We start from the raw sequence: 21,928 nt of genomic DNA, 5'->3' as shown, positions 1-21,928 counted from the left end.
GAGCCTAACCGGTGAGGTCGGAACCCGGCGGCGGCGAGCCCGGCTCCCACTCCATCATCACGATCGTGGCGTCGTCCCGGAGCCGGCTGTCCTGGGAGTCCAGCAGCGAGTGGATCAGGCGCCTGAGCGTCTCGGGCGCGATCTCGCCGGTGGCGCTGGCCCGGATCACGTAGTCCGCGAACCGCTCCAGGCCGAGGAGCCGGCCGTCGGCCGTCCGCGCCTCGGTGACGCCGTCGGTGTACAGCAGCACGCGGTCCCCGGGCTGGAGCTGGGCCGTGTGCACCTGGCGGGCCCGCGCCGACAGCAGGGACCGCAGGCCCATGGGCGGGTCGGCCTCGCGGGACAGCGCGTCGGCGATCAGCCGCTGGCCGCGGATCAGCAGCGGCGCGGGATGGCCGCAGTTGAACCACTCCAGCCTGCCGGTGCAGAAGTCGAGCCGGGCGAGGATCCCGGTGCAGAACTGGTCCGGCAGCCACTGGGTGAGCGCCTCGTCCACGCTGTCCACCAGGGCGCGCAGGTCGGCGTCGTTGCGCCGGGCGTTGCGGCAGGCGGCCAGGGCGACCGCGCTGGTCAGCCCGGAGAGCAGGTCGTGCCCCATGGCGTCCAGGACGACGGCGTGCAGGGTTTCGGTGGTCAGGGCGTGGTCGAAGGCGTCGCCGCCGAGGTCGTAGGCGGGTTCGAGGACGGCCGTGGAGACGACGTGGGGGTTGCCGATGGTGCGCGGCGGCAGGAAGGCCCGCAGCATCTCGGCGGGCAGGTGCATCTCCCGGGTGCGCGTGCGCCGTACGAAGGTCTCCTTGTACGCCCGTTTCGAGGAGGTCATCATCGCGAGCAGCGCGGCCATCGCCCGGCCCTGGCGCAGGATGGCCGCGGTGAGCGTCCGGGTGTGGACGGCGAGGACGCCGAGCCGTTCGGCGCCGTCGAGGAGCGGGAACCAGGCCGTGATCCCGTCCCGTTCGGACTCCTCGACGCGCAGTGACTGGGTGCGGTAGCACCAGCCGGCGAGCGAGGCGTCGATGGGCAGGGTCGCGGTGACGTCGGTGAGCGGCACGAGGTGCCGCTGCTGGATGTCGGCGAGATAGATCACGGCGTGCCTGAGGCCCAGCGCCTTGGCGCAGCGGGCGACGGCGCTCGCCATGTCCAGGGTGCAGGTGGCGGGGTCGGCGAGGAAGTCCTCCAGCGGGGTCCCGCCCGGTTCTGCGGTCACCTCTGCATCACCACCCCGCACCGGTCGTCTTCCCAGCAGTCTCGCCTCGGGACACGCTCCCCGCAGTGCCGGTACGCCCGCCCGGGTCAGGCCGCCCGGCCCCCGGGTACCCCCCAAGCAGGCCGGGCACACCCGCCCGGACCCCCGGCCCGCTCCCCCGCCGGCCCGGGTTACGGCAGGCGTTCCAGGAAGGCGGCCAGTTCGGCGTTGAAGGCGTCCGGGTTCTCCATGTTCGGGTAGTGGGCGGCACCCGGGACGGTGACACTGCGGCCGTCCCGGACGAGGCTCGCGAGCCGGGCGGTCATGGCGCGGTGGTCCGGGGAGTCCAGGGCGCCGTTGAAGGTGATCACCGGCATCTCGATCTCCGGGACGCGCTCCCAGGTGCGGGTGACGGGAACCCTGTGGTCGGGCTCGCCGGGCGTGTGCTTGCGCAGCGTGGCCAGCCCCATCTCCCGTACCAGGCGCACCACGCCGGGGTCGACCTCGGACAGGTCCCGGTCCGGGCCCGCCGCCCACAGCGCGAACGCGTCGGCCCAGCCCTCCAGGTCGCCCGCGGCCAGGCTCGCCTCCTGGCCTGCGATGACCTCGAGCACCCACGGGTGCTCGAAGACGGGCTCGCTGGTGCCCACCCCGCTGACGGCGACCGCGCGGACCAGCTCGGGGCGCTCCAGCGCGCAGTCGGTGGCGATGCCCCCGCCCATCGACAGCCCGACGAGGACGGCGGGGGCGGCGTCGAGTCCCCGGAGCAGCGCGGCGAGGTCGTCGGCCTGGCGGAACGGGCGGGTGGCGTTGTCGGAGGCGCCGTGGCCGCGGGCGTCCCAGGCGATGACGCGGTGGGTCGGCGCGAAGGCCCGGATCTGCGCCTCCCACATGCGGTGGTCGGTGAAGCCGCCGTGCAGCAGGACGAGGGGCGTTCCGGAACCGGCCTCGCGGTAGGCGAGGCGGCCGTCGGAGGTCGGCAGAAAGCGGACGGGAAGGGATGCCAGGTCGACAGTCATGACAACCAAGGTGTCATTTCTCGCGCGAGTTGGCAACCAAGGTGTCATCCTGGAGGCATGAACGACCACCGCACCGCTCCCGTCCGCCCCTCCCCGGACGCCCTGGCCGAACGCCTCACCGAGGTCTTCGACCTGGTCGGCCCGCTCTACCGGCGGGTGCACCGCAAGGTGGAGCAGGCGGCACCGGTCGAGGGCCTCCCGGTCGGCGTCCGCGCCGTGCTCGATCTGCTGCGCGCCCGGGGCCCGATGACGGTGCCGCAGATGGGCCGGGCCCAGGCGCTCAGCCGGCAGTTCGTGCAGCGCATGGTGAACGACGCGGCCCGGCAGGACCTGGTGGAGAGCGTGCCCAACCCCGCGCACCGCCGGTCGTCGCTGATCCGGCTCACCGAGCGGGGCCGGGACGCGATCGGCGCGGTACGGGCCCGCGAGCACGAGCTGCTGCGCCGCGTCGACGGCGACCTGACCATGGCCGACGTCGACGCTTGCCTGCGGGTGCTCGGCGCGGTGCACGCCCTGTTCGACGACGTGGACGTGGACTGAGCGCCCGGGCGGTCAGCCGGTGGCGAACTCCCGCAGCCTGTCCTCGGAGCCGTTGAAGCGGTCGTGGTCGCCGACCGCCGGGCCCGACGAGGTGTACTGCCACATGGTGTACGACGACCAGCCGGCCGGCAGTGTCCCCACCGTCGCGGCGTAGCGCGCGATCCACAGCGGGTTGACCGGTCCGAAACCGGCGTAGCCGCCGGTGCACTCCGACCACCAGCTGGTGGCGGTGTAGACGACCGCCGCCCGGCCGGTGCGGGACTTGTAGCGGTCCAGGAAGTCGCGGATCCAGGTGACCATGGCGCTCGCCGACTTGCCGTAGCAGGCGTCGCCGTACGGGTTCCACTCGATGTCGAGGACGCCCGGGAGGGTCTTGCCGTCGGCCGACCAGCCGCCGCCGTGCGCGAGGAAGTAGTCGGCCTGGGCGGCGCCGCCGGCCGTGTCCGGGGTGGCGAAGTGGTAGGCGCCGCGGACCATGCCGACGTCGAAGGAGCCGTCGTACTGCTGCGTGAAGTAGGGGTTGGTGTAGTACGTCCCCTCGGTGGCCTTGGTGTACGCCCACCGGACGCCGCTGTCCCACAGCGACCGCCAGTCGACGTCGCCCTGGTGGCTGGAGACGTCCACGCCTTCGGTCTGGGTGGCGCGGGAGGCCGGGGGCGGGGTACCGGAGGCGCCGTCGTGGGCGAGGACGCCGATGCCCATATAGGCGTTGCCGCGGGTGAGCGGCTGCCCGGTCGGGTCGGGCGCCGCCGACGCGGCCGGGGAGGCGGAAAGGAGCAGGACAAGGGCGGTCAGGACGCCGGTGAGGCACCGGCGGGACCGCCCGCGAGGACGGGATATGGGGCTTCGCACGAGTCCATCTGACCCGGGGCCGGCGTGCGCCGCACCCCGGGATGGGCCCAACGAAGCCGTCCGCGGCCGGTGCGTAGTCCGTGCGGGTGGCCGCCGTCGCCCCGGCGCGGGGGTCAGGCCGGGCGGAGCGTCATGAACAGGGCGCGCAGCCGGGTGTCGTCCGGGCCCGGCCAGCCGGAGGCGACGTGGCCGAGGGCGTCCGGCCGCGGCAGCGGCTGCTCACCGGTGACGGGTTCGAGGACGCGGTGGACGTGGAGGACCGTGCCGCCCGGCAGGGGCAGGTGCGTGCCGTCGGCGTCGTCGGCCGGCTCGGGCGTGGCCCCGTCCAGGCTCGGCGGGGCGGCGGCGCAGGAGCGGCCGACCTCGTGGTCGGGGGTGTCGGTGACGCTCTGGGCCATCGCCTGGGCCCGGCCCCCGATCAGCTCCAGCACCTGGCCGACCAGCACCGGGTCGTGGCAGCCGTCGTAGACCCAGCGCGTGCCCAGCACCCCGTGCTCCAAGGTGCCGACGAGGGCGTGCCCGGCGCCCTCCAGCGGCGCCCCCCGGTAGGTGAGCGGCGCCAGGTACGCCGTCCGCCCGGGGCTCGCGGTGTCGGTGGCCACGATGAACTCGATGCCGACCTCGCCCTCCGGGTCGTCCAGGCGGAAACCGCCCGACTTCTCCAGCACCGGGCCGGGGCCGCCCCGGTACCACGGGCGCCCGGGCAGCCAGCCGGCGAGCAGTTCGGTCTTGGTCGGCTTGAGGGTGGTGTGGTGGATGACGGCCATGCCGGTCGCTGCCTCCCGTGCGCGGATGCTGATCTTCTCAGCCTTGCACACCGTTCCCGCCGGTCAGCGCCGGGGTCAACCCGGCCCAGGGGTTGGGCGGTTCGCCGGTCACCGGGCCGCACACCGCCGCGCCCCGCTCGTGCGCGGTGCGGACCGCGAGCGGGACGAGGGCCTCGGGGACGCCGTAGACCAGGTGGCACAGCCGCTCCGGCGGGTGCCGGGCGGTCCAGGCCGGCCGGGTGAACGACGAGACATAGGTGCTCCAGTGCCCCTCGAAGGTGACGGTGAGGTCGGCGAGGCGGACATAGCCGGGGGCCGGATGCACGCCCGGGTTGAGCACGACGGTCCCGGTGCCCGACCGCCGCAGGTCCCGCACCAGCCGGCGGCAGGCGGGCACGCCGTCGGGGCCGGCGGTCACCCGGTCCAGGAAGCAGCCGTCGGCCGCGTACCACTCCCGGTGCCGGCGCGCCTCCTCGGTGAGGTCGGCCCGGTCCCGGACGCCGTAGTCGGTGTCGACGTAGCCCAGCACGCGGGCCCCGGCCGCGCGCAGCGCCCGGGCGGCCGCCGTGAACGCGGGGTCGGGGGCCGAGCCGGGGCCGCTCGCCGGGTTGAGGACGACCGCGTAGGCGCGGTCCGCCGCCGCGATCAGCCGGTGCCAGGCGCCCGGGTCGTCGGCCGGGTGCACGTACAGCGGCACCAGCAGGCTCACGGCACCGGCTCCCAGGCGGCCGCCCACAGCGCGGCGAGGGCGTCGTCCAGGCTGTGCTCCGGCCGCCAGCCGAGGGCCCGGGCGGCGGCGGTGATGTCCGAGCACTGCCAGGACACCCGCGCCGAGCGCGCCGAGCCGCCCGCGCCCTCCTCCAGCCGGCCCCGGAACCCCGCGTGCCGGGCCAGGCCGTGCGCCAGCTCCCGTACCGGTACGGCCCTGCCGCCGCCGATGTTGAGCACCCGGGGCAGCGGGGCGGGGGCCGTGACGGCGCGCTCGACCGCCCGGGCCACGTCGCGTACGTCGACGAAGTCGCGGTGGGCCGAGAGGTCCCCGAGGCGCAGTACGGCCTCCGGGTCCTGCCCGGCCGGGCGGAGCAGGGCGGCCAGCCGGCCGGGCAGGCTCGCGGGAGGCGCTCCCGGGCCGACCGGGTTGCCGATCCGCAGCACCACCGCGTCCAGGGCGGCGGAGGTCACCGCGAGGGTGCCCGCCAGCTTGGTCGCGCCGTACGGGGTGACCGGGCGGGCGGGGGACGACTCGGCGGCCTTCCCGCCCGGGGTGCCCGGCCCGTACTCGGCGGCCGAGCCCAGGTGCACCAGCCGGGCCGTGGGGGCCGCCGCGCACAGCGCCGCGCAGAGCACGGCGGGGCCGCGGGCGTTGACCTCGGCCAGCGTCACGGGATCGCCGCCCGTGACGCCCGCGCAGTTGACCACGGCGTCGGGGGCCGCCGCCGCCAGGGTCTCGGCGAGCCGTTCCGGCCGGTCCCGGGCGAGGTCGGCGGCGAAAGCGGCGCCGGCCGAGCGGCCGGCGGCGAGGACCCGCGCGCCCGGCAGGGCGCGCAGCCGCTTTGCCACATGGCGGCCCAGGTATCCGGTGCCGCCGAGGACGAGAATGCGCATGCGGTACTCAGGCTCCCTTGAGCAGCAGGGACTTGCGGCTGGTGAACTCGGCGTTGGCCCGGTCGTAGTCGTCGGGGCGGCCGATGTCCAGCCAGTATCCGTCGAAATCGTAGGCGTGCGGCGGGTTCTGGGCGCGCAGCAGGTCCAGGACGAGTTCGTCGAAGCCGAGCGGCAGACCGGGCGTGTAGCCGTCCAGGGTGGCGCGGCTGAGGCCGTAGACGCCCATGGAGACGCGGTAGTCCATGCTGGGTTTCTCGGTGAACGCGACGACCCTGCTGGCGTCGGTGGTGAGCACGCCGAAGTCGATGTTCACCTTGCGGGCGTAGGTGGCGATGGTGAGCGGCGCGCCGGAGTCCCGGTGGCGGCGCAGCACATCGGCGTAGTCGAGGTCGGTGAGGATGTCGCCGTTCATCACCAGGAAGTCCTCGGGCAGCCGGTCCCGGAGGCCGAGCAGCGGGCCCATGGTGCCGAGCGGGCTCTCCTCGGTGGCGTAGTCGACGGTCATGCCCCACTGGGAGCCGTCGCCGACGTAGGCGCGGATTATCTCGCCGAGGTGGCCGATCGCGAGGGTGCAGCGGGTGAACCCCGCGGCCGACAGCTGGCGCAGCACGATCTCCAGGATGGCGTGCTGGTCGCCGATCGGGACGAGCGGCTTGGGCAGCGCGGTGGTGTAGGGCCGCAGCCGGACGCCCTTGCCTCCGGCCAGGATCACTGCGTGCATGGGGCTCCTCCTTCGTGGGGCGATGCCGTGCGGACGGGGTCAGATGTTGTAGATGCCGGTCTTGTAGCGGGCCAGGTTGGCCGGGTCGCGGAAGAACTCCACGGTGTGGGCGAGGCCCTGCTCCAGGGTGTGGGCGGGCTGCCAGCCGGTGGCCCGGGTGAGCCGGGTGGCGTCGCAGACCAGCCGCATCACCTCGGAGTTCGCGGGCCGGATGCGGGCGGGGTCCGCGCGGACGTCGAGGTCGGCGTCCATCACCTTGCCGATCAGCGCGACCAGGTCGCCGACGGAGATCTCGCCGCCGGTGCCGGCGTTGAAGGTGCGGCCGACGACCTGCCCGGCGGGGGCGGTGCCGACGGCGAGGAAGGCCCGCGCGGTGTCCTTGACGAAGGTGAAGTCCCGGGTGGGCCGCAGATCGCCGAGGGTGAGGGTGCGCTCCCCCGCCGCGACCTGGCCGATGACGGTGGGGATGACGGCGCGCATGGACTGCCGGGGCCCGAAGGTGTTGAACGGCCGCAGGGTGACGACGGGGGTGGCGAAGCTGGCGTGGTAGCTGTCGGCGAGCCGGTCCCCGCCGGCCTTCGAGGCGGCGTACGGGGACTGGGTGTTGATGGGGTGGTCCTCGGTGATGGGCACGGTCCGCGCGGTGCCGTAGGTCTCGCTGGTGGAGGTGTGCACCAGCCGGGGCGTGCCGAGGGCGCGGACCGCCTCCAGCACGTTGAGGGTGCCGGTGACGTTGGTCTCCACGTAACTGTGCGGCGCCTGGTAGGAGTACGGGATCGCGATGAGGGCGGCCAGGTGGTAGGCGACGTCGGCGCCGTCGAGCAGGGCGCGGACCGAGCCGGGGTCGCGGACGTCGCCGAGGACGATCTCCACCTGGTCCAGCACGTCGGGGGCGAGGGTCTCCAGCCAGCCGTAGGAGGAGAAGGAGTTGTACTGGGCCATGGCTCTGACCCGGTGTCCGGAGGCGACCAGGGCCTCGGTGAGGTGGGAGCCGATGAAGCCCTCGGCTCCGGTGACGGCGGCGAGCGGTAGGGAGGTCAACTGGGGTGTCCTTCCGGTGGGTCGGCGGGGCGGGGACGGGGTCAGACGTGCCGGGCGGGGCGGCCGAGCAGCAGCAGCGCGTACGTCACCAGGCCGAGGACGGCGGCGGCGCAGCACAGCGGCAGGAGGGCGGGTCCGGGGGGCGCCCCGGGCCGTGGGAGCAGGCCGGCCACCGCCGCGGCGGTCAGGCAGATCACGGCCGGCGGCCAGGCGGTCCCGAACGCCTGGAGGAGCAGTGCGGTCCACAGGGTGGCCGCGAGGAGCAGCAGGGTGACCGGGGCGGCTCCGGCCAGCCGGGCGGCGGGCAGCAGCGGCAGCAGATAGGCGCCCAGACAGCCGGCCAGGACGGCGGCGGAGCGCAGCAGGAAGCCGGCCGGGGTGGCGGTGGCGCGCAGCGCGGCCACGGACAGGCCCCGGTAGCGGTACAGCAGCCATTCGGCGGGGCCCATGCTGACCGTCAGCACGATGACCGCGTACGGCTCGTGCCGTCCCTCCAGCAGCACCAGTATCCCGGCGGCGAGCCCGAACAGCCCGTACGGCAGGGACCAGCGCAGCCGGGGCCGGGGGCCGTCGACGGCGGCGGCCGGAAGGGCGAGGGCCTCGCGCAGGACGTGGCCGGTGGCGGCGAGGGTGGCCAGCAGGGCCAGCAGCGGCAGCCCGGCGCGCACCACCGGGCCGGGGTCCCACCAGGGCAGGGCGGCGGCACCCGCGATCAGCGGGGTCAGCGCGGCGAGCAGCAGCCGCTCGCGGGCCAGCACAAGCAGCACGCCGGCCGCCGCGAGATACAGCGACTGGGCCGCCGCCGCGAGCAGGACGGGGCCGGGGCCGGCCAGGGGGAGCGCGGCGGCGGTGGCGAGGGCGGCGCCGAGCGGGGCGCCGCCCAGCAGGGTGCGGGCGGCCTCCCGGCGGCCGGTGGCCAGCCGCAGATGGGTGCGGTGGCCGAGGGCCTGGCCCCAGGCCCAGGAGACCAGGCCGGCGACGACGGGTGCGGCGGTGTGCCGGCCGGGGTGCCACAGCGGCGCGGTGAGCAGGTAGGCGAGGCCCGGCAGGGCGAACAGCACCCCGCGCAGCAGGCAGCGCAGGGTGTCCGGGCGCCAGGGGTCGGCGGCGGGCGCGGGCTCGGGGTAGCTGCGGGGCACCTGTTCGTACAGGGCGGTGGCGAGGGAGAAGAGGTTCGGGTGGCCGTAGCGCTGTCTGATCTGTTCGGCGGTCAGGCCCTCGGCCTCCAGCAGGGCGGCGACCTCGTAGGGGTGGACGGCGGGGCCGACGCGGTCGGCGAGGTCGGCGGCGAGCCGGCTCACCGCCTCCGGGTCGCCGCCGTGGCCGGGCAGCCTGAGGGCCAGGGTGCGGTCGTCGCCGCGGACGGGCGGGGCGGCGAGCCGCAGGGCGAGGGTGTCCTGTTCGGCGCCGCCCGGTTCGAGCGCCATGGGCCCGCTCATCCGGCGAGGCTTTCCGCGGCTCTGAGGTGCTGCCCGCGCGCCGCCGGTTCGGTGAACGGCCGCGCGTGGTGCGGAAGTTCGAGGTAGATGGAGCGGAAGGTGTCGATGGTCTGGCGCAGCGTGAACTGTTCGATCACCCGCAGCCGGGCGGCCTCGCCCATCGCGCGGCGGCGTCCGGCGTCGGCGAGCAGTTCGAGCGCCGCCGCCGCCATGCGGTCCGGGTCGCGGGGCGGGACGACGAGGCCGGTGTCGCCGACGGCCTCGCGAACGCCGCCGACATCGGTGGAGACGGTGGCCCGGCCGCAGGACATGGCCTCGATGAGGGTGAACGGGAAGCCCTCGCTGATGCTGGAGAGCATCACCACGTTCCCGGCCGCGTAGGCGTCCTTGATGTCGTCGACCCGGCCCTCGAAGGTGACGGCGTCGGCGTGGCCGAGGTCGGCGGCGAGCGCCTCGCAGCGTTCCCGGTACGCCTCGCCGCCGCGGGGGGTGCCGCCGAACAGGCGCAGCCGCGCCTCGGGTATCTCCTTGCGGACCAGGGCGAAGGCGCGGATGAGGGTCTCCAGGTCCTTGATGGGGTCGACCCGGCCGGCCCAGCTGAGGGTGGGCGTCTCCGGTTCGGGACCGGCGGGCGGGAAGGCGGCCGGGTCCACGCCGTTGTAGACGGTGCGGATGGAGCGGGGGTCGGCGCCGCCCTGTTCCTCCCACAGCCGGTTGTAGCGGTTGCCGGGGGTGATCAGGGCGGCCCGCCGGTAGCTCTCCTCGGCCAGCAGCCGGAAGAAGCCGAGGACGACGGCCTTCACCGGCCAGCGGTAGGGGGCGGTGCGATAGCCGAGGTAACGTTCCCGCAGGTAGACGCCGTGCTCGGTGAGCAGCAGCGGGACCTGGTACCGCTCCAGGCCGGCGAGGCCGGGCAGGACGGCCACGCCGCCGCTGACCGCGTGGGCCACGCCGTGCCGGGGCGGGGGCGCGGCGAGCGGGCGCAGAGCGTGTTCCAGCAGGGTGGTGGCGGTGAGCGCGTCGTGCAGGGTGGGCCGGGCCTCCCGGACGGGGAGTCCGGGGCGGGTCCACACCCCGGCGAGCAGGGAGACGGCCCGGTCGCCGCGCAGGAACGGGCTGAGGGCGCCCTCGGCGGCGGCCCGGGCGAGGGCGTACAGCGCGGCCGGGAACCGCTCCTCGGCCCGCGGGTCGAGGAGTGCGGTCAGGAAGTGTTCGTAGGCGTCGGCGAGCCGGGCGAGGGCCCGGCCCCGGGGCGGGCGGCCCTCGGGCGGCGCTCCCCACATGGGCACGGACAGCACGCTGTGGACGTGGCCGGGCAGGTCCCAGACGACGCCTTCGCGTCCGGTGCCGGTGACGGCGATGACGTCGAAGTCGAGGTCGGGCATGCCCTGGACGAGCTGGTCGCACCAGACGCTGACGCCGCCGTGGCTGTGCGGATAGGTGCCTTCGGTGAGCAGGGTGACGTGCGCCGCGCCGGTGCGGCGCGCGCCGTGCTGAACGTGCATCGATGGGGCTCCACGGCCGAGGTGTGGGGTGGTCGCGGTCCCGCCCGCCGGCGGGCGGGCGGGACCGGAGCCCGTCCGCCCCTGGCGGGGAACGTGCGGACGGGCCCTGGGGTCGGTGCGCGGTTCAGCTGTCCGCGGTGTGCGCGGCCCGCTCGGTGACGGCCGCCGGGACCTTGGTGCGCGGGGCCGGGGCGGTGGCGGCGGGGGCGCCGTCCGGGTGTGCGGCGGGCGCGGCGGCGGTGGCCGGCAGGGTGAAGGTGAGCGGGGTGCCCGTGGAGGCGGTCCAGCCGGAGACGGCGCCCGCGTACGCGGTGCCGTAGGCGGTGCCGGCGAGGGTGGTGCCGGTGGGCAGGGTGACGGGGACGGCGGTGCCACCCGGGCCCTGCACGGTGACGGTGGTGCCGACGCGGTAGGCGGTGACCCGGCCGGCCTGTACGGCGCTCTTCCATGCGGCGCGGCGCTGGAGTTCGGCGCCGATGTCCTTCATCCGCAGGTTGACCACCGGGGTGTTGTCGGCGAACAGGGCGTCGTAGCCGTCGAGTACGCCGTCGAGCACCGGGTAGGCGATGCGGTCCTCGGCGAGGTTGGCCTGGTGGATGAAGTGCGGCTTGGGGTCGTTGGACAGCACGTGGCCGAGGGCGATCCGGGTCTCCAGCGGCACGATGTGGCCGCTGTAGCCGGTGGCGGTGTCCAGCGGGGCCGGCAGGCAGGTGGTGGTGGCCGGGTTGTCCTCGCAGATGCCGCTGCCGCCCTGGGCGCGGCTGGTGTAGAGCCAGTTGTACTCGTCGACCTGCTCGGCCGCCCGACCCGCGTTGTAGAAGACGTTCATCGGGTAGCGGGAGACGGTGGTGGCGGGGCCGACCTTGCGCTGGTCGGGGTCGCGGGAGTTGTCGGAGGCGATCCACTTGACGCCCTCGGCGGTGAGCGCGAGGCCCAGGTTGGGGTTGTCCTGCGGCTGCTGCGGCAGGATCCTCAGGCCGGAGTGCTCGCCGGTGACCAGCTCGTCGGTCTCCAGCGGGAGTCCGGCGGCCTGTCCCCAGGCGCGGTTGGTGGCGATCTCGTAGTCGATCGTGGCGAGGCCGACCCACTTGGTGTTGCCGACGAAGTCGGTGGCGCAGGTCCAGGGCACGACGGTGACGTTCTGCTCGCAGCCGAGGAAGGCGTGCGTGTAGGTGTGGTTGACCCAGCGGAACTTGTTCCGGTCGGCGATCAGCTTGTCGGCGAGCCGGTCGACGCCGTCGTTGTCCTCGCGCTGGTCGACGCTGCCGGCGCCGTTGTAGACCAGGTCGAGGGTGAAGCGGTGGCTGTTCTGCCAGGTGGTGGCGTAGTCGACGTCCGCCGGGGTCATCCGGATCGGGTTCGGGGTGCCCGTGCCGTTCGCGCAGTCGACGTCGCCGGGCGTGCAGTTCAGCTCGGTGTCCCAGCGGTCGTCGGCGGCGAACACGTCGTCCACGTGGACGGCGAAGTAGTTGCGGGAGGCGCCGAGGTGCACCCCGCCGGTCATCCACTCCACGATGCCCCGGGCCAGCAGCCGGAACTGCTGCTGGTACCGGTTGTAGACGAAGGTGACGACCAGTTCGCGCCGGCCGTCGTGCCGGTACTCGCCGACCAGGGAGCCCTGTTTCGTGGTGCCCGGGACGGGTGCCTGCACGTACGGGGTGAAGTCGGCGCCGGCGGCGGGCGCCGACAGGTAGGCGTAACTCTCGCCCACGGTCGGCGAGTTGTCCTCGAACGGGACCGCGCCGTCGAGGTAGCCGAAGGGGCCGGCCTGCCCGGCGGCGGTGACCTGGGCGCGGACCCCGTCGACGCTGCCCGAGTAGCCGCCGGAGGTGGGCACCTGGAGGCCGACCTGGGGCCGGGCGTAGGTGTAGGCGTCGACCTGCGGGATGGCGTACGTCTGTTCGTAGGCGGCGAGCGCGCTCATCTCGGCGCTGCCGGCCGCGAACGGGTTGTCGTTGGGCAGGACGACGGCCTGGTACTTGGCGCGCGGGCGGCCGTCGACGGTGTCGGCGAGGAAGGCCGCGTCGATGGTGGGCCGGTCGGCGCGGGTCAGGTCGACCTTGGTGTACGGCGTGCCGGCGGTGTCGAGTTCGGCGGCTATGGCGTCGGTGGCCGGGCCGCCGTCGCTCACCACCAGGACTCTGAGGTCGATGCGTGGTGCGGTGGTGTCGGCCTGCGCCGGGCCGGCCGGCAGGCCGAGCGCGGCGATGAGCGCGCCCACCGTCAGGGCGGTGGTGCGTATGGTCCGCTTCATTGCGGTGAAGTCCCCTCCCCGGACAGGGGTGAGCACGGCTCCCGTGGAGCGGACGCACCCCCTCGCGCGACGCCGGCGTCCCCCTCAGAAGCCGGTCGTCGGCAAATCCGTCGCGTCACATGGTGATGTCTCTGTGGAGCTTTTGTGGTCGAGATACGAAAGATGACGGAAATTGGCGCGTGTTGCCCATCGCCTGAGGCAACCGGGCGGGCCTTTTTCCCGTCGTCGCCGTGCGAGTGGTACAGGACGCGGGGCGGGCCCGGCGGGCTGGTCCGGCCACTGGACGACGCACCGGCGGACCATGCCGGTCCGCCGGGCGATGGGTCGTGGTGCGCCCCGCGACGAGCCGTCGGCCGGGGCCGTTTCAAGTCACCGGGGCCGGGCCGCCTCGTGTCCGTCAGGCGCAGAGCACCCGGGTCTCGGGGGTGTAGACGGGTCCGCCGTTGGTGTTGCTGCTGTCGCTGAACTCGGCGTAGTAGTACGAGTAGAAGCCGATGTTGCCGTTGCAGCCGGAGTCGGCGGCGACCTGGAGCGTCAGCGTGACGGTCCGGCTCTGGCCGGGCGGGATGGTGGAGCCGTAGTTGCCGCCGAGGTTGCTCGGGCCGGTGCCGGAGCAGGGGGTGGAGCCGGCCGCGGTGGCCAGGCTGCAGCCGGTGAAGCTGTACTTCAGGTCCGGGCGCTGGGTGGTCAGCCAGGTCGGGTCGATGGTCTGGTACACGAACCAGACGTCGTAGGACTTGTTGTTGGTGAGCGTCATCGACAGCTTCACCGTGCCGCCGGGGGTGGTGGTGGCGGTGTCGGTGGCGAAGGCCAGGGTGGTGGGCGCGGGGTCGGCGCTCGCGCTGGGGGCGAGACCGAAGACGGCGAGGAGGAAGGCGAGGACGGCGGTGAGACCGAGGCGTCTCGGCAGAGGTGATCGCATGGCCCGGGAGGCTAGGCACCGGCCCGGCGCGGCGTCTGTACCCGTGCACGCGTCCGGAGCCGGTTCGGCCGAAAGTGATCGCCGTGTGAAGAAGCCGCGATGGCGGCGTGATGGCGCACCGCTTCTCGTATCCCCGCACGCCGGGAGTGGTGGGCGGGAGCGGGTGGCGGGGCGTTCCGGGCCGGTGACGCACGGAGAACCGTTGGCGCGGACGCGCCGTCGTGCCGGCGACGGAACGGGGACCGCCGCTTGTGAGGGGGGTCATTCCCGGCCACTCGGCGGTTTCCGGCCGTCGCGGGTCGGGCCGGACCGGGCATGTACGCGCGGCGCGGGGGTATCCGGCCTGCGAATTCGTTCGTTCGGCGGACCACTCTGGAGGCAAAGAGCATGCTCATGGCACACCCCGCGGTGCTGAAGGACCTCATCGCCCAGTACGAGACCCTGTCCCTGCTCGGGGCCGAGGAGAGCACCCCCGAGGCCCGGCAGCGGCTCGCCGACATCTCGTACACGCTGTGCGTGGCCACCGGCACCCGGGACGTCGACATGGCCGTCATCGCGGCCCGGCACCGTCTCTCCGGTGCCCGCCCGGAGGACGACTCCCTGCTCCAGACATCCGGGGCCTGAACCACGCCCCTCCCCCGAACTCGTTGCCTCCCGCTTCTGGTCGCCGGGACACGCCGGACGGTATACAGACCCAGTCGAACAGCCGAGGGCGAGCACAGGGGGAGGGCGCATGGCGCGGGAGAGGCGTGCGGCGGCACGGCGGCGGGCCGCCGCGCTGGCGGCGGCGCTGGGCGGCTGCCTCGTGGCCGGGGCCGCCACGGCACCGCCGGCCGGCGCGCACCCCGGCGGCCACGGCCGCGCGGTCGCCTACGCGGCACTCGGCGACTCCTACACCTCCGGTCCCGGCATCCCGGCGCAGGTCGACGCCGACTGCGCCCGCTCGGACCACAACTACCCCTCGCTGGTGGCCGCCGAGCGGCACCCGAGGACGTTCACGGACGTCAGCTGCGGCGGGGCCACCACCGCCGAGATGTGGCGGGCACAGGGCTCCCACCCGCCCCAGCTCGACGCGCTGGACCGGCACACCGACCTGGTGAGCGTGCAGATCGGCGGCAACGACATCGGGTTCGGCCCGATCATCGAGACCTGTGCCCGCCTCGCCGCCCGGGACCCGGCGGGCAACCCCTGCGAACGCGCGTACCGGGCCTCGGGCCACGACCAACTCGCGCTCGCCGTGCTGCGTACCGCCCCCGAGGTCGACCGGGTGCTGCGCGCCGTGCGCGCCCGCGCCCCGCACGCCCGGGTGCTCGTCGTCGGCTACCCCGCCCTGCTGCCCGACGACGGCGGCGGCTGCTTTCCCCAGGTCCCGTTCGCGAGCGGGGACTTTCCGTACCTGCGGGACACCGAGAAGCGGCTGAACCGGATGCTGCGGCTGGTCGCCGCCGTGAACCGGGCCGAGTACGTGGACACCTACGGCCCCACGGCCGGCCACGACATGTGCCAGGCACCCGGGGACCGCTGGATCGAGCCGCTCCGGCCGGCCGCGCCCGCGGCACCCGCCCACCCCAACGCCCGGGGCGAGGCGGCCATGGCACGGGCCGTGCTGGACCGGCTGGAGCGCGGGCGCGGCTGAACCGGGGCGGCCCTCGCGGAGAGCCGCCCCGTGCGATGCGTCAGCCGCCGAGCGCGCTCCCCACCACGGCCCGGGCCTCCTCCTGCACCCGGGCGAGGTGGTCGGGGCCGAGGAAGGACTCGGCGTACACCTTGTAGACGTCCTCGGTGCCCGAGGGACGCGCGGCGAACCAGGCGTTCTCGGTGGTGACCTTGATGCCGCCGATCGCGGCGCCGTTGCCGGGCGCCTCGGTGAGCACGGCCGTGACCGGCTCCCCGGCCAGTGTGTCCGCGGTGACCTGGGCCGGTGACAGCTTGCCGAGCAGCGCCTTCTGTTCGCGGGTGGCGGGCGCGTCGATGCGGGCGTAGGCGGGGGCGCCGAAGCGGCCGGTCAGCTCGGCGTAGTGCTCCGAGGGCGTCTTGTCGGTGACGGCCGTGATCTCGGCGGCGAGCAGCGCCAGGATGATGCCGTCCTTGTCGGTGGTCCACACCGAGCCGTCGCGGCGCAGGAAGGAGGCGCCGGCCGACTCCTCGCCGCCGAAGCCGAGGTCGCCGCCGACGAGTCCGTCCACGAACCACTTGAAGCCGACCGGCACCTCGACCAGCCGGCGGCCGAGGTCGGCGGCGACCCGGTCGATCATGGTGGAGGAGACCAGGGTCTTGCCGATGCCCGCGGCGTCCGGCCACTGCTCGCGGTGCCGGTAGAGGTAGGAGATGGCGACCGCGAGGTAGTGGTTGGGGTTCATCAGGCCGGCGTCCGGGGTGACGATCCCGTGCCGGTCGGCGTCGGCGTCGTTGCCGGTCGCGATGCGGAAGCGGTCGCGCCGTTCGATCAGGGAGGCCATCGCGTACGGCGAGGAGCAGTCCATGCGGATCTGGCCGTCCCAGTCCAGGGTCATGAACCGCCAGGTGGGGTCGGTGTGCGGGTTGACCACCGTCAGGTCGATGCCGTGCTGTTCGGCGATCCGGCCCCAGTAGGCGACGGAGGCGCCGCCGAGCGGGTCGGCGCCGATGCGCACCCCGGCCGCGCGGACGGCGTCCAGGTCCAGCACGCCGGGCAGATCGGCGACGTAGGTGCCGAGGAAGTCGTACCGTCCGGTGGTGTCCGCGGCGAGCGCGCGGGCGTACGGCAGCCGGCGCACGTCCTTCAGGCCGCCCGCGATGATCTGGTTGGCGCGGTCCTGGATCCAGGAGGTGGCGTCGGAGGCGGCCGGTCCGCCGCTCGGCGGGTTGTACTTGAAGCCGCCGTCGGCGGGCGGGTTGTGCGACGGGGTGACCACCACGCCGTCGGCGAGGCCCGAGGTGCGGCCCCGGTTGTGGGTCAGGATCGCGTGCGAGACGGCGGGGGTCGGCGTGTAGCCGTCGGCGCCGTCGACGAGCACGGTCACCTCGTTGGCGGCGAACACCTCCAGCGCGGTCGCCTTCGCCGGCTCGGACAGGGCGTGGGTGTCGGCACCCAGGAACAGCGGGCCGTCCGTGCCCTGGGCGGCGCGGTACTCGCAGATGGCCTGGCTGGTGGCGGCGATGTGGTCCTCGTTGAAGGCGCTCGCCAGGGACGAGCCCCGGTGCCCCGAGGTGCCGAACGCCACCCGCTGCGCCGGATCGGCCGGATCGGGGTGCAGCGTGTAGTACGACGTGACCAGCCGGGCCACGTCGACGAGGTCCTCGGGACCGGCCGGCCGGCCGGCTCGTTCATGCGGCATGAGTAGCATTCCTCCACGTCGGTGGGATCGTTCGCTCACCGCACATCTTTCCCCGTGGGGGGCGCGCGGTGCGAGTGCGCCCCACCGGCGGGGACGCACCGCCGGTGGGTGGCGGCCGGGCGGGGAGTCCTCCGCGCCCGGCACCGGTTTCGGGACGACCTCCTTCTTCACGGGGTCGTCCGGGCCGGGCGCGGCGGCCGTGGCGTTCGCCGGGGGGACAGCCCCGCCCCGGGGGCGCGGCTCAGTGCCGCCGCGCCCGCTCCCGCTCCTGTTCCCGCGCGAAGGCGTACAGCTCCTTGGAGGTGGCGATGAGTTCGCGCCGCTCCTCCCGTGAACCGACCATCGGCTGCGAGCCCTTGAGCGGCACCTGGGCGCTCTCCGGCAGGAACCGGACGGTGACCAGACCGATGACGCCGGCCAGCATCAGGTAGTAGGCGGGCATCAGGTCGTCGCCGGTCAGCTCGACCAGCGCGGCGGTGACCAGCGGGGTGGTGCCGCCGAACGCGGCGACCGCGATGTTGAAGCCGATGCCCATGGCCGCGTAGCGCACGGCGGTCGGGAACAGCGCGGGCAGGGTGGCCGCGCTGGGCGCGGCGAAGCCGGCCAGGACGGTGGACAGGAGCAGCACCCCCGCGATCGGCGGCCAGGTGCCGCCCGCCTTGATCAGCAGGAAGGCCGGCACGGCGAGCACGATCATCGCGGCGGCGGCGACGGCGTAGAGCGGCCGCCGGCCCACCCGGTCGCTGAGCCGGCCGAGGAAGGTGATCAGGATGACGATCCACACCATGCCGACGAGCACCAGGAGGTCGGCGGAGCCGCTGGAGCGGTGCAGGGTCTCGGTCTGGTAGGTCGGCAGATAGCCGGTGACCATGTAGTTGGTGACGTTGTAGAGCAGCACCAGGCCCATGCAGACGAGCAGCGCCCGCCAGTGGTTGCGCACGATGTCCTTGAACTCGCTGCCCGCCGATTCCTGCGCCAGGGCCTTCTCGTGTTCGTCCAGCTGCTGCTGGAAGGCCGGGGACTCCTCCAGCTTCATCCGCATGTAGAGGCCGATGACACCGAGCGGTCCGGCGATGAGGAACGGCACGCGCCAGCCCCAGGACAGCATCTGCTCGTCCGTCAGGGCCAGGTTCAGCGCCGTGACCAGCGCCGAGCCGAGGGCGTAGCCGGTGAAGGTGCCGAAGTCGAGCCAGCTGGAGAGGAAGCCGCGCCGGCGGTCCGGGGAGTACTCGGCGACGAAGGTGGTGGCTCCGCCGTACTCGCCGCCGGTGGAGAATCCCTGGACCATGCGGGCCAGCAGGAGCAGCACCGGCGCGGCGAGGCCGATGGTGGCGTAGCCGGGGATGACACCGATGGCGAAGGTGCCCGCCGCCATCATGATCATGGTGGTGGCGAGCACCTTCTGCCGGCCGATCCGGTCGCCGAGCGGCCCGAAGACCAGGCCGCCGAGGGGCCGTACGACGAAGGCGGCGGCGAAGGTCGCGAACGAGGAGATGACCTGGGCGGCCGGGGAGGCGCCGGGGAAGAAGACCTTGCCGATGGTGGCGGCGAGGTAGCTGTAGACGCCGAAGTCGAACCACTCCATGCAGTTGCCGAGCGCGGAGGCGCCGACGGCGCGCCGCAGCAGCGGGGGCTCGACGACCTGGACGTCGTCGGCGCCGAAGGCCCGCCGGTTGCGGTGCAGCCTGCGGCTCAGCTCCTCGCGGACCTGGTGCGGCAGCCGGGCCACGGCCTTCGGCACCCGCACCCCGCTCCGGGCCCCCCGTTCCCCGCCGGACGCGGACTCCGCGTCAGACCTCTCGCCGCTCATCAGCGCCTCCTTCCGCTCGCCGTTTCGATCACCGCCTGCCCCTTTGGCCGGACCGGAAACGGAACCCATGCATCCGCCCCGTCGGGGAACTGTGACACAGACCACAGACGTAAGGAAAAAATAGGACATAATGGAGTGCGTCGGACAGCGTTGTCAGCCCGCCTCTGGCGCGACCCCGATCCCCAAGGAGCCGTTTCCCGCATGGCGCACGGACCCCGCCGCAGCCCCCTCCTGCCGCCCCGCCCCGCCCCGACCCGGCCCTCGCCCGCGACTGCGACCAGTGCCTCGGCTGGGGCACCGTCGTCACCCCCGACGGGGACCACGAGCTGTGCCACGCCTGCCAGCCGGGCCCCGACGCGGAGGAGGGCGGCGCCGCCCGTCCCTAGCGCCGCCCCGTATCCCCCGACCTCGGCCCCGCCCGGGACGATCACGTTCCGGATACGCTTTGGGTAATGGTTTCACCAAGAAACATTCAAAGCCGAGCAGGGGGGCTGCCATGAGCACCGCACGCACCAGCAGGACACCGTTGCCGGGCATCGGCGTCCGGTACGACCTGACGACCCGCGAACACCGCCATCTGTCGGTGGTCGCCCACCGGGACGGCTCGCGCACCGTGAGCGCCTACCGGCACGACGACCCCGACGCCTGCGCGCTGTCGGTCCGGCTCACCGGGCAGGAGGCGGAGGCGCTGGTGGACGCCCTGAAGCCGACCCATCACAGCCCCACCCTGCTGTCCACCACGGAACTGGGGCTGGTGGCCGAACGCATCGAGCTGTCCGGGACCTCCCACTGGAACGGGCGGCTGCTCGGCGACACCCGGATGCGCACGGAGACCGGCGTGTCGATCGTGGCCGTTTTGCGCCGCGCCGAGGCGATCCCCTCCCCCGGCCCCGGATTCCGGCTGGCCGGCGGGGACACACTGATCGTCATCGGCACCCGCGAGGGCGTGGACGCCGCCGCCGCGATACTCGGGCGGGAGTGATCGGGATGCATTCCTCCGCGGTCTTCCTGATCGAGTTCGGTGCGATCATCCTGAGTCTCGGACTGCTCGGCAGGCTCGCCGCCCGCCTGCGGTTCTCCCCCATCCCGCTGTATCTGCTGGCCGGGCTGGCCTTCGGCGAGGGCGGCCTGCTGCCGCTCGGCACCAGCGAGGAGTTCGTGGCCGTCGGCGCCGAGATCGGCGTCGTCCTGCTGCTGCTGATGCTGGGCCTCGAATACACGGCCGGCGATCTGGTCTCCAACCTGAAGACGCAGTACCCGGCCGGGATCGTGGACGCCACCCTCAACGCCCTGCCCGGCGCCGCCATGGCCCTGCTGCTGGGCTGGGGCCCCATCGCCGCCGTCGTCCTGGCCGGCATCACCTGGATCTCCTCCTCGGGAGTCATCGCCAAGGTCCTCGGCGACCTGGGCCGGATCGGCAACCGGGAGACACCGGTCATCCTCAGCATCCTGGTGCTGGAGGACCTGTCCATGGCGGTCTACCTGCCCGTCGTCACCGCCCTGCTGGCCGGCACCGGCATCGCCGCGGGCAGCGTCACGCTGGCCATCGCGCTCGGCGTGGCGGGCCTGGTGCTGGGGGTGGCGGTGCGCTACGGCCGGCACATCTCGCGCTTCGTCTCCACCGACGACCCGGAGAAGCTGCTGCTGGTGGTGCTCGGTCTGACCCTGGTGGTGGCCGGGGTCGCCCAGCAGCTCCAGGTCTCGGCGGCGGTCGGCGCGTTCCTGGTGGGGATCGCCCTGTCCGGGGAGGTCGCCGAGGGCGCCCACAATCTGCTGGCGCCGCTGCGGGACCTGTTCGCGGCGGTGTTCTTCGTCTTCTTCGGCCTGCACACCGATCCGGCGAGCATCCCGCCGGTGCTGCTGCCCGCCCTCGCCCTGGCCGCCGTCACCACCCTCACGAAGATCGCCACCGGCTGGTGGGCGGCCGGCCGCGCGGGCATCTCGGGCCGGGGCCGCTGGCGGGCCGGCGGCACCCTGGTGGCGCGCGGCGAGTTCTCCATCGTCATCGCGGGACTCGCCGTCACCTCCGGCATCGACTCCGACCTCGGCCCGCTGGCCACCGCCTATGTGCTGATCCTGGTGGTGATCGGACCGCTCACCGCCCGGTACACCGAGCCGCTCGCCCTCCGGCTGACCGGCCGCCGGACCCGGCGCACGGCACCGGAGACCGAGGCCGGGACCGGCCCGGACGCCGTCGCCCCGGGACAGGACGCCCCGGTCGGCCGCTCCTGACCGGCGCCCGGCGGCGCCGAAGTACGGCATGTCGTCGCCCCTGCCGGGACCGCCGGCCCCGCTGGAACCGCTGCTCGTCCCCTACGGCTACTGGGCCGTGGGGGCCGTGGTCCTCGTGGAGGACTTCAAGGTCCCCGCGCCCGGCGAGACGATCCTCCTCGCGGCGGGGGTGTACGCGGGTGCGGGACGGCTGAACGCGGTGGCCGTGGCGCTCATCGCGTTCGCCGCGGCCGTCGCCGGGGGCGCGGTCTACGACGAGATCAGGCGCTACCAGCCGAGCCGTACGTCGTCCTCGCCGGGGCCCTCGTGATCGCGGGGTTCGCCGTACGCCACCTCGTGCGGCGGCGCGCCCGCTGACCCGCCGGCGGGTTTGCACGGCGGCGCAGCGGCAATCCGAAGGGGGACCACAGACCGCGCACGACGTTGGGAAGTGACACGCGATGGCCGACGACAAGAAGGCCAAGGCCAAGACCGAGCAGGTCAAGGGCAAGGTGAAGGAGGCCGCGGGTCGCGCCGTCGGCAACGAGCGCATGGAGGCCGAGGGCCGCGCGCAGGGTGCCAAGGGCGACGCCCGGCAGGCCAAGGAGAAGGCGAAGGACGTCTTCAAGCACTGAACCGAGGTGCGCGCCGTCCGGCCGCGGGGGGGGGGGGGGGGGGGGGGGGGGGGGGGGGGGGGGGGGGGGGGGGGGGGGGGGGGGGGATAGGGGGGGGGGTTCTT

General features: G+C 74.1%; 21 protein-coding genes. 7 read left to right on the top strand and 14 right to left on the bottom strand.

Features of this window, described 5'->3' with window-relative positions; translation table 11 throughout:
• Positions 1–4 precede the first annotated feature (4 nt).
• The gene (locus ACZ4W9_RS20305) at positions 5–1,207 is read right to left on the bottom strand and encodes a PP2C family protein-serine/threonine phosphatase (protein WP_467937630.1); all 1,203 of its coding nucleotides are present in this window, start codon (positions 1,205–1,207) and stop codon (positions 5–7) included.
• A 170-nt stretch (positions 1,208–1,377) separates the two neighbouring features.
• A complete protein-coding gene (locus ACZ4W9_RS20300) occupies positions 1,378–2,205 on the bottom strand; it encodes an alpha/beta fold hydrolase (protein WP_467937628.1) in 828 nt (275 codons plus the stop codon).
• 57 nt (positions 2,206–2,262) lie between these two features.
• Here ACZ4W9_RS20300 and ACZ4W9_RS20295 point away from each other — a divergent pair, with 57 nt between their 5' ends.
• The gene (locus ACZ4W9_RS20295; protein ID WP_467937626.1) at positions 2,263–2,745 is read left to right on the top strand and encodes a MarR family winged helix-turn-helix transcriptional regulator; all 483 of its coding nucleotides are present in this window, start codon (positions 2,263–2,265) and stop codon (positions 2,743–2,745) included.
• 12 nt (positions 2,746–2,757) lie between these two features.
• On the opposite strand, the gene ACZ4W9_RS20290 is transcribed toward ACZ4W9_RS20295, so the two are convergent.
• From ACZ4W9_RS20290 to ACZ4W9_RS20245, 10 genes are all read right to left on the bottom strand, one after another.
• Positions 2,758–3,597: a lysozyme gene (locus ACZ4W9_RS20290; RefSeq protein ID WP_467937624.1), complete on the bottom strand. Its 840-nt coding sequence runs from the start codon at positions 3,595–3,597 to the stop codon at positions 2,758–2,760.
• A 113-nt stretch (positions 3,598–3,710) separates the two neighbouring features.
• A complete protein-coding gene (locus ACZ4W9_RS20285; RefSeq protein WP_467937766.1) occupies positions 3,711–4,364 on the bottom strand; it encodes a maltokinase N-terminal cap-like domain-containing protein in 654 nt (217 codons plus the stop codon).
• A gap of 37 nt (positions 4,365–4,401) precedes the next feature.
• Complete coding sequence (locus ACZ4W9_RS20280; protein WP_467937621.1) at positions 4,402–5,073, bottom strand: spherulation-specific family 4 protein; 672 nt, start codon at positions 5,071–5,073, stop codon at positions 4,402–4,404.
• Complete coding sequence (locus ACZ4W9_RS20275; protein ID WP_467937619.1) at positions 5,070–5,969, bottom strand: NAD-dependent epimerase/dehydratase family protein; 900 nt, start codon at positions 5,967–5,969, stop codon at positions 5,070–5,072. The genes ACZ4W9_RS20280 and ACZ4W9_RS20275 overlap by 4 nt, the downstream gene beginning before the upstream one ends.
• Before the next feature lie 7 nt (positions 5,970–5,976).
• A complete protein-coding gene (locus ACZ4W9_RS20270; RefSeq protein WP_467937617.1) occupies positions 5,977–6,690 on the bottom strand; it encodes a nucleotidyltransferase family protein in 714 nt (237 codons plus the stop codon).
• A gap of 39 nt (positions 6,691–6,729) precedes the next feature.
• Positions 6,730–7,731, bottom strand: coding sequence for a GDP-mannose 4,6-dehydratase (locus ACZ4W9_RS20265; protein WP_467937614.1), 1,002 nt, complete (start codon positions 7,729–7,731; stop codon positions 6,730–6,732).
• 41 nt (positions 7,732–7,772) lie between these two features.
• Positions 7,773–9,170 (bottom strand): hypothetical protein, encoded by a 1,398-nt coding sequence (locus ACZ4W9_RS20260; RefSeq protein WP_467937612.1) that lies wholly within the window; start codon positions 9,168–9,170, stop codon positions 7,773–7,775.
• A complete protein-coding gene (gene pelF / locus ACZ4W9_RS20255) occupies positions 9,167–10,675 on the bottom strand; it encodes a GT4 family glycosyltransferase PelF (RefSeq protein WP_467937609.1) in 1,509 nt (502 codons plus the stop codon). Before pelF ends, ACZ4W9_RS20260 begins: the two co-directional genes overlap by 4 nt.
• A 124-nt stretch (positions 10,676–10,799) precedes the next feature.
• Positions 10,800–12,929, bottom strand: a complete 2,130-nt coding sequence (locus ACZ4W9_RS20250) for a hypothetical protein (RefSeq protein WP_467937607.1) — start codon at positions 12,927–12,929, stop codon at positions 10,800–10,802.
• Between the two features lie 397 nt (positions 12,930–13,326).
• Positions 13,327–13,851 carry a hypothetical protein gene (locus tag ACZ4W9_RS20245; RefSeq protein WP_467937605.1) on the bottom strand — a complete coding sequence of 175 codons (525 nt, stop codon included), beginning with the start codon at positions 13,849–13,851 and terminating at the stop codon, positions 13,327–13,329.
• 387 nt (positions 13,852–14,238) lie between these two features.
• Between ACZ4W9_RS20245 and ACZ4W9_RS20240 the strand changes: the two genes are divergently transcribed.
• Positions 14,239–14,475, top strand: coding sequence for a DUF5133 domain-containing protein (locus ACZ4W9_RS20240; protein ID WP_467937604.1), 237 nt, complete (start codon positions 14,239–14,241; stop codon positions 14,473–14,475).
• A 109-nt stretch (positions 14,476–14,584) separates the two neighbouring features.
• Positions 14,585–15,487 carry an SGNH/GDSL hydrolase family protein gene (locus ACZ4W9_RS20235; protein WP_467937603.1) on the top strand — a complete coding sequence of 301 codons (903 nt, stop codon included), beginning with the start codon at positions 14,585–14,587 and terminating at the stop codon, positions 15,485–15,487.
• 40 nt (positions 15,488–15,527) lie between these two features.
• On the opposite strand, the gene pgm is transcribed toward ACZ4W9_RS20235, so the two are convergent.
• Together pgm and ACZ4W9_RS20225 are read right to left on the bottom strand one after the other, a co-directional pair.
• On the bottom strand, positions 15,528–17,168 hold the full coding sequence (gene pgm, locus ACZ4W9_RS20230; protein WP_467937601.1) for a phosphoglucomutase (alpha-D-glucose-1,6-bisphosphate-dependent): 1,641 nt from the start codon (positions 17,166–17,168) through the stop codon (positions 15,528–15,530).
• Positions 17,169–17,409: 241 nt separating this feature from the next.
• Complete coding sequence (locus ACZ4W9_RS20225; protein ID WP_467937599.1) at positions 17,410–18,978, bottom strand: MFS transporter; 1,569 nt, start codon at positions 18,976–18,978, stop codon at positions 17,410–17,412.
• Positions 18,979–19,474: 496 nt separating this feature from the next.
• Here ACZ4W9_RS20225 and ACZ4W9_RS20220 point away from each other — a divergent pair, with 496 nt between their 5' ends.
• The 4 genes from ACZ4W9_RS20220 to ACZ4W9_RS20205 all read left to right on the top strand — a co-directional run bounded on the left by ACZ4W9_RS20220 (position 19,475) and on the right by ACZ4W9_RS20205 (position 21,824).
• Positions 19,475–19,960 (top strand): cation:proton antiporter regulatory subunit, encoded by a 486-nt coding sequence (locus tag ACZ4W9_RS20220; RefSeq protein WP_467937597.1) that lies wholly within the window; start codon positions 19,475–19,477, stop codon positions 19,958–19,960.
• Positions 19,961–19,965: 5 nt separating this feature from the next.
• A complete protein-coding gene (locus ACZ4W9_RS20215) occupies positions 19,966–21,210 on the top strand; it encodes a cation:proton antiporter (protein WP_467937595.1) in 1,245 nt (414 codons plus the stop codon).
• A gap of 28 nt (positions 21,211–21,238) precedes the next feature.
• Complete coding sequence (locus ACZ4W9_RS20210; RefSeq protein ID WP_467937593.1) at positions 21,239–21,520, top strand: DedA family protein; 282 nt, start codon at positions 21,239–21,241, stop codon at positions 21,518–21,520.
• Between the two features lie 130 nt (positions 21,521–21,650).
• Positions 21,651–21,824 carry a CsbD family protein gene (locus ACZ4W9_RS20205; protein ID WP_467937591.1) on the top strand — a complete coding sequence of 58 codons (174 nt, stop codon included), beginning with the start codon at positions 21,651–21,653 and terminating at the stop codon, positions 21,822–21,824.
• Positions 21,825–21,928 lie beyond the last annotated feature (104 nt).

The sequence above is a fragment of the Streptomyces sp. NPDC029296 genome, assembly GCF_055569255.1.
Note: the sequence above shows the minus strand (reverse complement) of the source record. Positions and strands in the feature narration are given on the sequence as shown.

Coding starts and splice junctions, on each gene's coding strand:
- ACZ4W9_RS20300 (WP_467937628.1), bottom strand. CDS start 2,205: ATGACTGTCGACCTGGCATCCCTTCCCGTCCGCTTTCTGCCGACCTCC.
- ACZ4W9_RS20295 (WP_467937626.1), top strand. CDS start 2,263: ATGAACGACCACCGCACCGCTCCCGTCCGCCCCTCCCCGGACGCCCTG.
- ACZ4W9_RS20285 (WP_467937766.1), bottom strand. CDS start 4,364: ATGGCCGTCATCCACCACACCACCCTCAAGCCGACCAAGACCGAACTG.
- ACZ4W9_RS20275 (WP_467937619.1), bottom strand. CDS start 5,969: ATGCGCATTCTCGTCCTCGGCGGCACCGGATACCTGGGCCGCCATGTG.
- ACZ4W9_RS20270 (WP_467937617.1), bottom strand. CDS start 6,690: ATGCACGCAGTGATCCTGGCCGGAGGCAAGGGCGTCCGGCTGCGGCCC.
- ACZ4W9_RS20260 (WP_467937612.1), bottom strand. CDS start 9,170: ATGAGCGGGCCCATGGCGCTCGAACCGGGCGGCGCCGAACAGGACACC.
- pelF (WP_467937609.1), bottom strand. CDS start 10,675: ATGCACGTTCAGCACGGCGCGCGCCGCACCGGCGCGGCGCACGTCACC.
- ACZ4W9_RS20250 (WP_467937607.1), bottom strand. CDS start 12,929: ATGAAGCGGACCATACGCACCACCGCCCTGACGGTGGGCGCGCTCATC.
- ACZ4W9_RS20245 (WP_467937605.1), bottom strand. CDS start 13,851: ATGCGATCACCTCTGCCGAGACGCCTCGGTCTCACCGCCGTCCTCGCC.
- ACZ4W9_RS20240 (WP_467937604.1), top strand. CDS start 14,239: ATGCTCATGGCACACCCCGCGGTGCTGAAGGACCTCATCGCCCAGTAC.
- ACZ4W9_RS20235 (WP_467937603.1), top strand. CDS start 14,585: ATGGCGCGGGAGAGGCGTGCGGCGGCACGGCGGCGGGCCGCCGCGCTG.
- pgm (WP_467937601.1), bottom strand. CDS start 17,168: ATGCCGCATGAACGAGCCGGCCGGCCGGCCGGTCCCGAGGACCTCGTC.
- ACZ4W9_RS20225 (WP_467937599.1), bottom strand. CDS start 18,978: ATGAGCGGCGAGAGGTCTGACGCGGAGTCCGCGTCCGGCGGGGAACGG.
- ACZ4W9_RS20220 (WP_467937597.1), top strand. CDS start 19,475: ATGAGCACCGCACGCACCAGCAGGACACCGTTGCCGGGCATCGGCGTC.
- ACZ4W9_RS20215 (WP_467937595.1), top strand. CDS start 19,966: ATGCATTCCTCCGCGGTCTTCCTGATCGAGTTCGGTGCGATCATCCTG.
- ACZ4W9_RS20210 (WP_467937593.1), top strand. CDS start 21,239: ATGTCGTCGCCCCTGCCGGGACCGCCGGCCCCGCTGGAACCGCTGCTC.
- ACZ4W9_RS20205 (WP_467937591.1), top strand. CDS start 21,651: ATGGCCGACGACAAGAAGGCCAAGGCCAAGACCGAGCAGGTCAAGGGC.